The 7,563-nt window shown below is 61.3% G+C and carries 5 protein-coding genes and 1 rRNA gene; 2 read left to right on the plus strand and 4 right to left on the minus strand.

All coding sequences use genetic code 11. The features are described 5' to 3' along the window. The first annotated feature begins 94 nt into the window (after window positions 1-94). Window positions 95-790: an Mks condensin complex protein MksE gene (gene mksE, locus VMP31_RS05325; protein WP_325504831.1), complete on the plus strand. Its 696-nt coding sequence runs from the start codon at window positions 95-97 to the stop codon at window positions 788-790. Beyond that, window positions 787-3,621 (plus strand): Mks condensin complex protein MksF, encoded by a 2,835-nt coding sequence (mksF, locus tag VMP31_RS05330; protein WP_325504833.1) that lies wholly within the window; start codon window positions 787-789, stop codon window positions 3,619-3,621. Before mksE ends, mksF begins: the two co-directional genes overlap by 4 nt. Window positions 3,622-3,751: 130 nt before the next feature. Here the strand turns inward: mksF and VMP31_RS05335 are convergent, their stop codons facing one another. The 4 genes from VMP31_RS05335 to rrf form a co-directional block, all read right to left on the minus strand. Then, a complete protein-coding gene (locus VMP31_RS05335) occupies window positions 3,752-6,061 on the minus strand; it encodes a PqiB family protein (RefSeq protein ID WP_325504835.1) in 2,310 nt (769 codons plus the stop codon). Further along, the gene (locus VMP31_RS05340; RefSeq protein ID WP_325504837.1) at window positions 6,054-6,677 is read right to left on the minus strand and encodes a paraquat-inducible protein A; all 624 of its coding nucleotides are present in this window, start codon (window positions 6,675-6,677) and stop codon (window positions 6,054-6,056) included. The genes VMP31_RS05335 and VMP31_RS05340 overlap by 8 nt, the downstream gene beginning before the upstream one ends. Then, entirely contained in the window at window positions 6,664-7,323 is a 660-nt protein-coding gene (locus VMP31_RS05345; RefSeq protein WP_325504839.1) for a paraquat-inducible protein A, read from the minus strand. Before VMP31_RS05345 ends, VMP31_RS05340 begins: the two co-directional genes overlap by 14 nt. Window positions 7,324-7,468: 145 nt before the next feature. Next, window positions 7,469-7,563 (minus strand): 5S ribosomal RNA (gene rrf / locus VMP31_RS05350); the annotation flags it as partial.

Here is a 7,563-nt window from a genome sequence, read left to right on the forward strand (position 1 = left end):
GGACAACGCTCTGCTTGTCCACCGTGCCCTCCTCTCACATTGGTGGAAAACGCTTCGCGGTTTTCCACCCTACGATTGCCTGTGAGCATTGCCCATGAATATCGACCTAAAAGAACTGACCCAGCTCGCCCCGATTTTCCGCGAGCTGTTCAAGGGCTACCACATCAGCCGTAGCAACCCGGAGCTCTATACCCAACTGGCCGGCCAGCAGGACCAGTACCGCGGCCTGTTCAAGGCCCTGGGCTATGAGCTGACTTGCGACAGCCGCGGCTTCTACTATTTCGTCCCCGAGCAGATGGGCGCACAGGTCAACAAGACTGCTCAGCGCCTGGCGCTGTTCACCTTTATTCTGGTCGAGCACCTGGCCGACCAGGGCCGCGACCCGCTGGCCGTACTCGACGGCGGCAGCCTCGGCCGTGACGAGCTGCCAGCGCTGCTGGAGAAGTACCGCGACCTGTTTCTCCAGGCCGAAGTCACCACCCAGGATGAGCTGGAAGAGAAAGTCATGCGCCGCCTGACCCAGCTCGGCTTTGCCAGCGAAGACAACGGCATCTACCGCTTTCTCGCGCCGATGCACCGCTTCCTCGATGTGTGCCTCTCCGTACAGCAGGACCGCGACCTGGCCGCCACCCTGCACAGCAGCCTGCCGCTGCCAACGCCGGTGCTGCTGGATGAGGAGGCCGAAGACGAAATCATCAGCCTCGCCGAAACGGATACCGACGAATCCGAAGAAGACGCCCTGGCCCGCGCCATGGCCGAAGAACGTGACGCCCAGGAGACCCTCGCATGAGCCAGGAACGCTACGGCATCCGCCGCTTCGCCCTACTGAATACCGCCGGCTACAGCCTCGGCCTGTTCCCTCTGGAAAACCCACTGTCGGTGTACGGGGCCAACAACCTGGGTAAATCCGCCTCGATCAACGCCCTGCAGTTCCCGATTCTGGCGCGTATGTCGGACATGAGCTTCGGTAAATACAGCCTGGAGCAGTCGCGCAAGTTCTACTTCGCCAGCGACACCAGCTATATCCTCGTCGAAGTCGTGCTGCCCCACGGCCCCCATGTGATCGGCGTGGCCGGGCGCGGCCCGGGCGGCGGCTTCGGCCACCAGTTCTTCGCCTACCAGGGCACCCTGGACCTGGAGCACTACCAGAAGAACGGCACCTGCCTGCGTCAACGCGAACTGTTCAACGCGCTGGAACGCGAGGGTATCAAGGCCTACGAGCTGAAACCCGAAGAGCTGCGCCGTCTGCTGGTCGGCGGGCATACCTCGATTCCGCTGGACCTGACCCTGATCCCGCTGCGCTCCACCAGCGAGCAGAGCCTGAAGACCTTCCGCGCGCTGTTTATCAACCTGCTGCATATGCGTGAAATCACCGCCGCCAAGCTTAAACAGCTGTTCCTCGATGCCTTCGAGCACAGCCTGCGCTCGGGCAGCGTCGACTATATCGCCGCCACCGAAGAAGCCTTCCGCGATGTGCGGCGCATGGAGCAGGACTACCAGGCGCTGGTTACCGCCGGCCCGCTGATCGAGGCACTGGCCGCCGGCGTGGCCCAGCGCGAACAACTGCGCGGCAAGCTGCATCGCCTTTCGCCGCTGCTCGACTCGCTGCTCGGCACCTGGCAGGACTACGCCGGCGCGCGCCGTGAAGAACTGGTGATCCAGGCCGAACACTACCGTGGTGAGCAGGACGGCCTGCAGCACGAGCAACGTGACGGCACCCAGGAACTGATGCGCATGGAGCGCGAAATCAGCGAGATCCAACGCTGGCTCGGCGAGCTGTCGGTACTGAAGAATCGTTTCGCCCTGGTCAACGACGCCAAGGTGCTGGAAGAGCAGCTGCTGGCCGCCAAGGATGCTCACGACGAACTGGCCGGTGCCCTGGCGCAGTCGCGGCAGTTCTCCGCCGAGGATCTGGACGAGCGCCTGCGCGATCTGGATAAACGCCTTAAATCGGTGAAACAGCAACTCGAACACGCCGACAACAACAGCTACTCGCGTCTGCGGGAAGAGTTTAGCCAGGCCGATGTCGACCGCCTGATGCGCCTGTTCAACGGTCAGTTGTTCAGCCTGCCGCTCGGTGAAAAAGGCATTCAGGTCGCCGAGGGTGATGCCTGGGTCAAATCCCTCGAAGCTATCCTCGACGGTTTTAAAGGCGAGCACTTCGAAGTGCCGGGCCTGACCATCGACCTCTCGCATATCGAGCCGCCAGCCCTGCAGGCCCTGGCCGACCGCGCCGCTTTGCGGGACCAGAAAGACCGTCTGGAGCGTGAATACAAACAACTGAAAACCCAGCAGGCGGTCGCCTCCGACCGCGCCGCGAGCAAGGCCCAGGCCGAACAGTTCTACCAGGCCGTACTGGATGCGCAGAAAGCCCTGGAAGACTTCCGCAAGAGCCAGACCCTAGCGGTTGAAGAACCACAGAAGCTGGAGCAACTGGCGCAGCTGGAAGCCGCCCAGGACGAACTCAAGCGTGCCTCGGATGCCTTTACCGAGCGCGTGCAGCAGCTCTCCGCCAAGCTGCAATTGGTCGGCCGTCAGCTCGCCGATCTGGAAGCTAAGGAGCGCACCCTGGAAGACGCCCTGCGCCGTCGCCAACTGCTGCCAGCCGACCTGCCATTCGGCACGCCGTTTACCGACCCGGTGGACGACTCGCTGGACAACCTGCTGCCGCTGCTTAACGACTACCAGGACGCCTGGCAGGGTCTGCAACGTATCGACGGGCAGATCGAGGCGCTCTACGCCCAGGTGCGCCTGAAAGGTGTGGCCAAGTTCGACAGCGAAGACGATGTCGAGCGCCGCCTGCACCTGCTGGTCAACGCCTACGCCCACCGCCAGGATGAAGCCATCACCCTGGCCAAGGCGCGCCGTGCGGCAGTTACCGATATCGCCCGCACCCTGCGCAATATCCGCAGCGACTACGACAACCTGGAACACCAGCTGGCGCTGTTCAACCGCGAGATCAACAAGCGCCAGGTGTCCAACCTGGAAAGCTTCCGCATCGTCCTCGCACCGAACAAGGACGCGCTTAAGCATATCGACCAGATCATCCACAGCGCCGGCCAGTACGAAGAAGGCGAAACCCTCTCGGTGTTCGACCTGCAGCAGAGCAGCGAGCAGGACAGCAAGAACGAGGAAGCCAAGGACTACCTGTCGCGCTTGGTTGCGGCCAACCATAACCAGTTGGGCTTGAAGGACCTGTTTGAACTGGCCTTCGAGATCACTAAGGTGCACGGCCAACCGGTGATCCACACCGATATCGATGGTGCAGCCTCCAACGGCACCACCATGACCATCAAGGCGCTGACCAACATGTACCTGTTGCTGCACCTGATGGATCGCGACCAGGCCGGCAAGGTGCGTTTGCCTTACTACCTGGACGAGGCGGCGGATATCGATGAGAAGAATCAGCAGGCGCTGATCGAAACCAGCCTGCAGCTCGGTTTCGTGCCGATCCTGGCGTCGGTGAAGCCGCAGGTCTCGGCCCACGTGGCCATCGACCTGGAAGGCGGTAGCGGGCCGAACGGCATCTATATCGACGAAGCGGATTGGAAATATATCCAGCGCCGCGAAACGGCCAAGAGCCAAACCGAAACGACAGCTGCAACCGCCGAACCGGCCTAGGGCGGGTGGGTTAGCGGCGCGGCACGCGTATCGTCGACACAACGCAACGTCCAGCCGTCGCGTAACCCACCAATCGGATGCCAGGCAGGACACCCCAAACCACAAGGGCCGCAATTGCGGCCCTTGTCGGTTATTTCTCCAGCGCTATCTTCGGTGCCCAGCGTAGCCACTCTTCATTGACCTCGTCGTGCAAGGCAAAGGTTTGCCCTGGCTGCGCCGGCCCGCCCATCTGCGGGTTATCCGGCGAGGCGAAGGCGATACCACCTTCCAGCAAGGCCTCCAATGACTCGGTACGCACCTTCACGCCGCTGAACAGCCCGGCATCCACACCGATACCGCTGGCATTCCAGAAACGGCTGCCGCTGCGTACCAGCGGCGCATAACGCGGCTCGATCAGCACATGGATCAGCACCCGATCCGAGGTCGGCCCCAGTTCGAAATCGGTCACTTTGCCCACCGGAATCTCGCGATAACTGACCAGCACACCCGGCTTGATCGAGCCGCGCCGCGCCGCACTCAGCACCAGACGCAAACCTTGTTCGGTGACGTTCTCTGCGGCACTGGGCGGCAAGTCGCTGGCCGTAAAGACCAATTGGGTTGGCCCCGGTTTGCTCGCCGGTTGCACCTCCAGATACTGGCCGGTAACCAGAGTCTCCAGATTGGCCGCACGGGTCAGACTGACCTCGGGCTTGACCACCCAGAAGCGGCTACCGGCACGGGCGATCTGTGCAGTTGCCTGGGTTATGCGGGCATGCAGGATCACGGCCTGCAGGTCATCGGTCAGCTCAATGCTTTCGACCTTGCCCACATCCAGGCCCTTGTAGCGAATCGCCGTCCCCGGACTCAGACCATCGCCACGCTCGACCCGGATGGTCAGCGCGACGCCTTTCTGCAACGCGCGCTCCTGACTCGAATAAAGGCTGAAGCGCTGCACCCGCTTGCCGTCCTTGGGGGCCTGCAGGTTGGGGGTATCAAACGCGATGCCGCCGGAGAGCAAGGTCTGCAGCGACTCGCTCTTGACCTCGACACCGGACAAGCCGCCTTTGAGGGTAATCCCGCTGGCATTCCAGAATCGGGTGCTGCTATTGACCAGATGCGCGTACTCCGGCTCGATATGCACGCCGAATACCACCTGCATATTGTTGCGCGAAAGTTGCACGCTCTGTACCGAGCCGACCTGCACCTGGCGGTAGAGAATTGGACTGCCCAGTTCCAGTGAACTGCGTTGGTCGCTGAACAGCACCAGATGCAAGCCGGGTGCATCCAGGTTCAACGGTGGGGCCTTGGGCCGCGCCTCGAACTCGCGCTTGGCTGTACTGCCCTTTTCCCCCGGGCGTACGGCGATGTAATTGCCCTTGACCAGAGCCTCCAGCCCGGTGATGCCGGCCAACGAGATCGAGGGTTTGACCACCCAGAACTCGGTGCCTTCGACCAGGTACTCCTCGGTGCGTGGGTCGAGGGTTAGCTCGGCGGTGGCTCCGGTGAGGCTATCGTTGACCTTCAGGGTCTTCAAGGTACCGGCCTGGATGCCGTTGTACAGCACCGGCGTCCGCCCCGCCTGCAACCCCTCGAAATCACTCAGTTGGACCACCACGCGGATACCAGCCTGGGCCGCATCAAAATCCTCATAGAGGCGGAACGGCAGGCTCGGGTCGGTTGGCGGGCTGTCGGTCCGATGCTCTGGAGTGGCAAACGCAATGCCGCCCGCCACGATGCTGGCCAAGGACTCGCTGCGTAGCTTGAAGCCCGACAGATCGGCGTCGATGCTGATACCGCTGGCGTTCCAGAAACGCGTATGTTTACGCACCAGGCTGGCGTAGGCCGGCTCGATAAACAGCTTCACCTCGACCACGCTCTGATCCTCGGACAGTGCGTAGCTTTTCACCCGGCCCACCTTGATCTGCTTGTAGAACACCGGACTGTCCTTGCCCAGCGAGCCCAGACGTTCGGCCTTCAGGGTCAAGTGCAACCCCGGCTCGGTGTCCGCTAGCGGCGGCGGCTCATTGAGGGCAGTAAATTCGCGGGTCGGCTCGCCTGTTCCCGGGCTAGCGGCAATGTAGTTGCCCGACACCAGGGTCTCCAGGCCGGTGATACCGGCCAGGCTGACGCTCGGCTTGACCAGCCAGAAACGCGTGCCCGTAAGCAGATGCGGCTCGACGTCCTTATCCATCTCCAGGGTCGCGATCACCCCGCGGCTATCGGGGCCGCGCTCAAGGGCCAGGGCGACCACCTTGCCAATCGGCATGCCTTTATAGATGACCTCGGTCTTGCCGACCTGGATACCCTCGCCACTCTGAAACGCCACCTGAATCTCGATACCTGCCGTGCTGTAGGCACGCCAGCCCAGCCAGCCGCCAATCAGCAGAGCAATCAGCGGCAATACCCAAATAGCCGACCAGTTCGAAGCAGGCCGCGCCTTGGCCATCGGCAAATCATTCATGGTTGTCATCCGAGTCCGTGTTATCCCAAATCAAACGAGGGTCAAAGGTCAAAGCGGCCAGCATGGTCAGGATCACCACGCAGGCAAAAGCGCCGGCACCGGCACCCGGCGCGATACTCGCTAGGCTACCGAAGTTGACCACCGCCACCAGAATGGCGATGACAAAAATATCCAGCATCGACCAGCGCCCGATCCACTCGATAAAGCGGTACATCAGAATGCGCTGGCGCGCCGACATTGGCTGATGACGTTGTACCGAATACAGCAGGAGTGCGATGCCCACCAGCTTGAAGGTAGGTACCAGAATGCTGGCGATAAAGACCACGGCGGCAATCGGCAGCATGCCGTAGTTCACTAACTCGATAACACCCGACATGATGGTGTCAGACTGCCCCTTGCCGAGGGAGTTGACGGTCATGATAGGCAACAGATTAGCCGGTATATATAGAATTGCCGCCGTCAGCAGCAGGGCCCAGGTACGCGCCAGACTGTTCGGCCGCCGCGCATGCAGCTGCCCCCCGCAACGGTTGCAGAAGTGCTTGCCCGGCTCGCGCGAGAGCGGGTTGAGTTGATGGCACTCATGGCAAATCAGCACGCCGGCATCAATCGCCCGCATGTTCATCCTCCCCGGACAAGGCTTCCCAGATCTGGTGGGGCGACATGGTCACCTCCAGCCACACCTGCACCAATAGCAACGCAATAAAACACACTAAACCAAGGCCCAGGGTTACGTCGGCCAGGTCGGCCAACTTGACCAGCGCCACCAGAATGCCCATCAAATAAACTTCGAGCATGCCCCAGTCGCGCAGGTGGTGATAGATGCGGTAGAGCAGCAAGCCATAACTGCGGCCGATATCCAGGCGAATACTCAGCAGTACAGCGAACTGACAGAGCAACTTGAGCAGGGGCACCGCCATACTGCAAAGAAACACCACCACGGCGATGCCCTGCATGCCACTGTTATACAGCCCCAGAACACCGCTCCAGACGGTGTCATCACTTGCCTGTCCGAGTAAATTGAGCTGCATGATCGGCAAAAAATTCGCCGGCACATACAACAGCAACGCGGCGATCACCAACGCCATACTGCGACGCACCACCTGCTGACGATGGGTGTACAGCTCGTAGCCACAGCGCGGGCATTCCACTCGCTCGCCCTGGTCAGAGGGCGGCTTGCGCATCAGCAGATCACATTCATGGCAGGCAATCAGCTGCTTCAGCTCAAGCTCGGAAAGTGATTCAGAGGGTGCCGGATCGGACATAGAAGGAACTCTGAAAGATGCGCTTAGGCATCATAGCCACGCGCTGTGTCAGTTGCCTATTCAAGCCCTGTCTCTGCGCTTTATTTTCACGCGCCCAAAAGTAAAACCCCCGACCAGTTTCCTGATCGGGGGTTTTGGTGTAGGTGCTTGACGATGACCTACTCTCACATGGGGAAACCCCACACTACCATCGGCGATGCATCGTTTCACTACTGAGTTCGGGATGGGATCAGGTGGTTC

The sequence above is a fragment of the Pseudomonas sp. genome, assembly GCF_035512415.1.
Lineage (GTDB): Bacteria > Pseudomonadota > Gammaproteobacteria > Pseudomonadales > Pseudomonadaceae > Aquipseudomonas.

Coding starts and splice junctions, on each gene's coding strand:
- mksE (WP_325504831.1), top strand. CDS start 95: ATGAATATCGACCTAAAAGAACTGACCCAGCTCGCCCCGATTTTCCGC.
- mksF (WP_325504833.1), top strand. CDS start 787: ATGAGCCAGGAACGCTACGGCATCCGCCGCTTCGCCCTACTGAATACC.
- VMP31_RS05335 (WP_325504835.1), bottom strand. CDS start 6,061: ATGAATGATTTGCCGATGGCCAAGGCGCGGCCTGCTTCGAACTGGTCG.
- VMP31_RS05340 (WP_325504837.1), bottom strand. CDS start 6,677: ATGCGGGCGATTGATGCCGGCGTGCTGATTTGCCATGAGTGCCATCAA.
- VMP31_RS05345 (WP_325504839.1), bottom strand. CDS start 7,323: ATGTCCGATCCGGCACCCTCTGAATCACTTTCCGAGCTTGAGCTGAAG.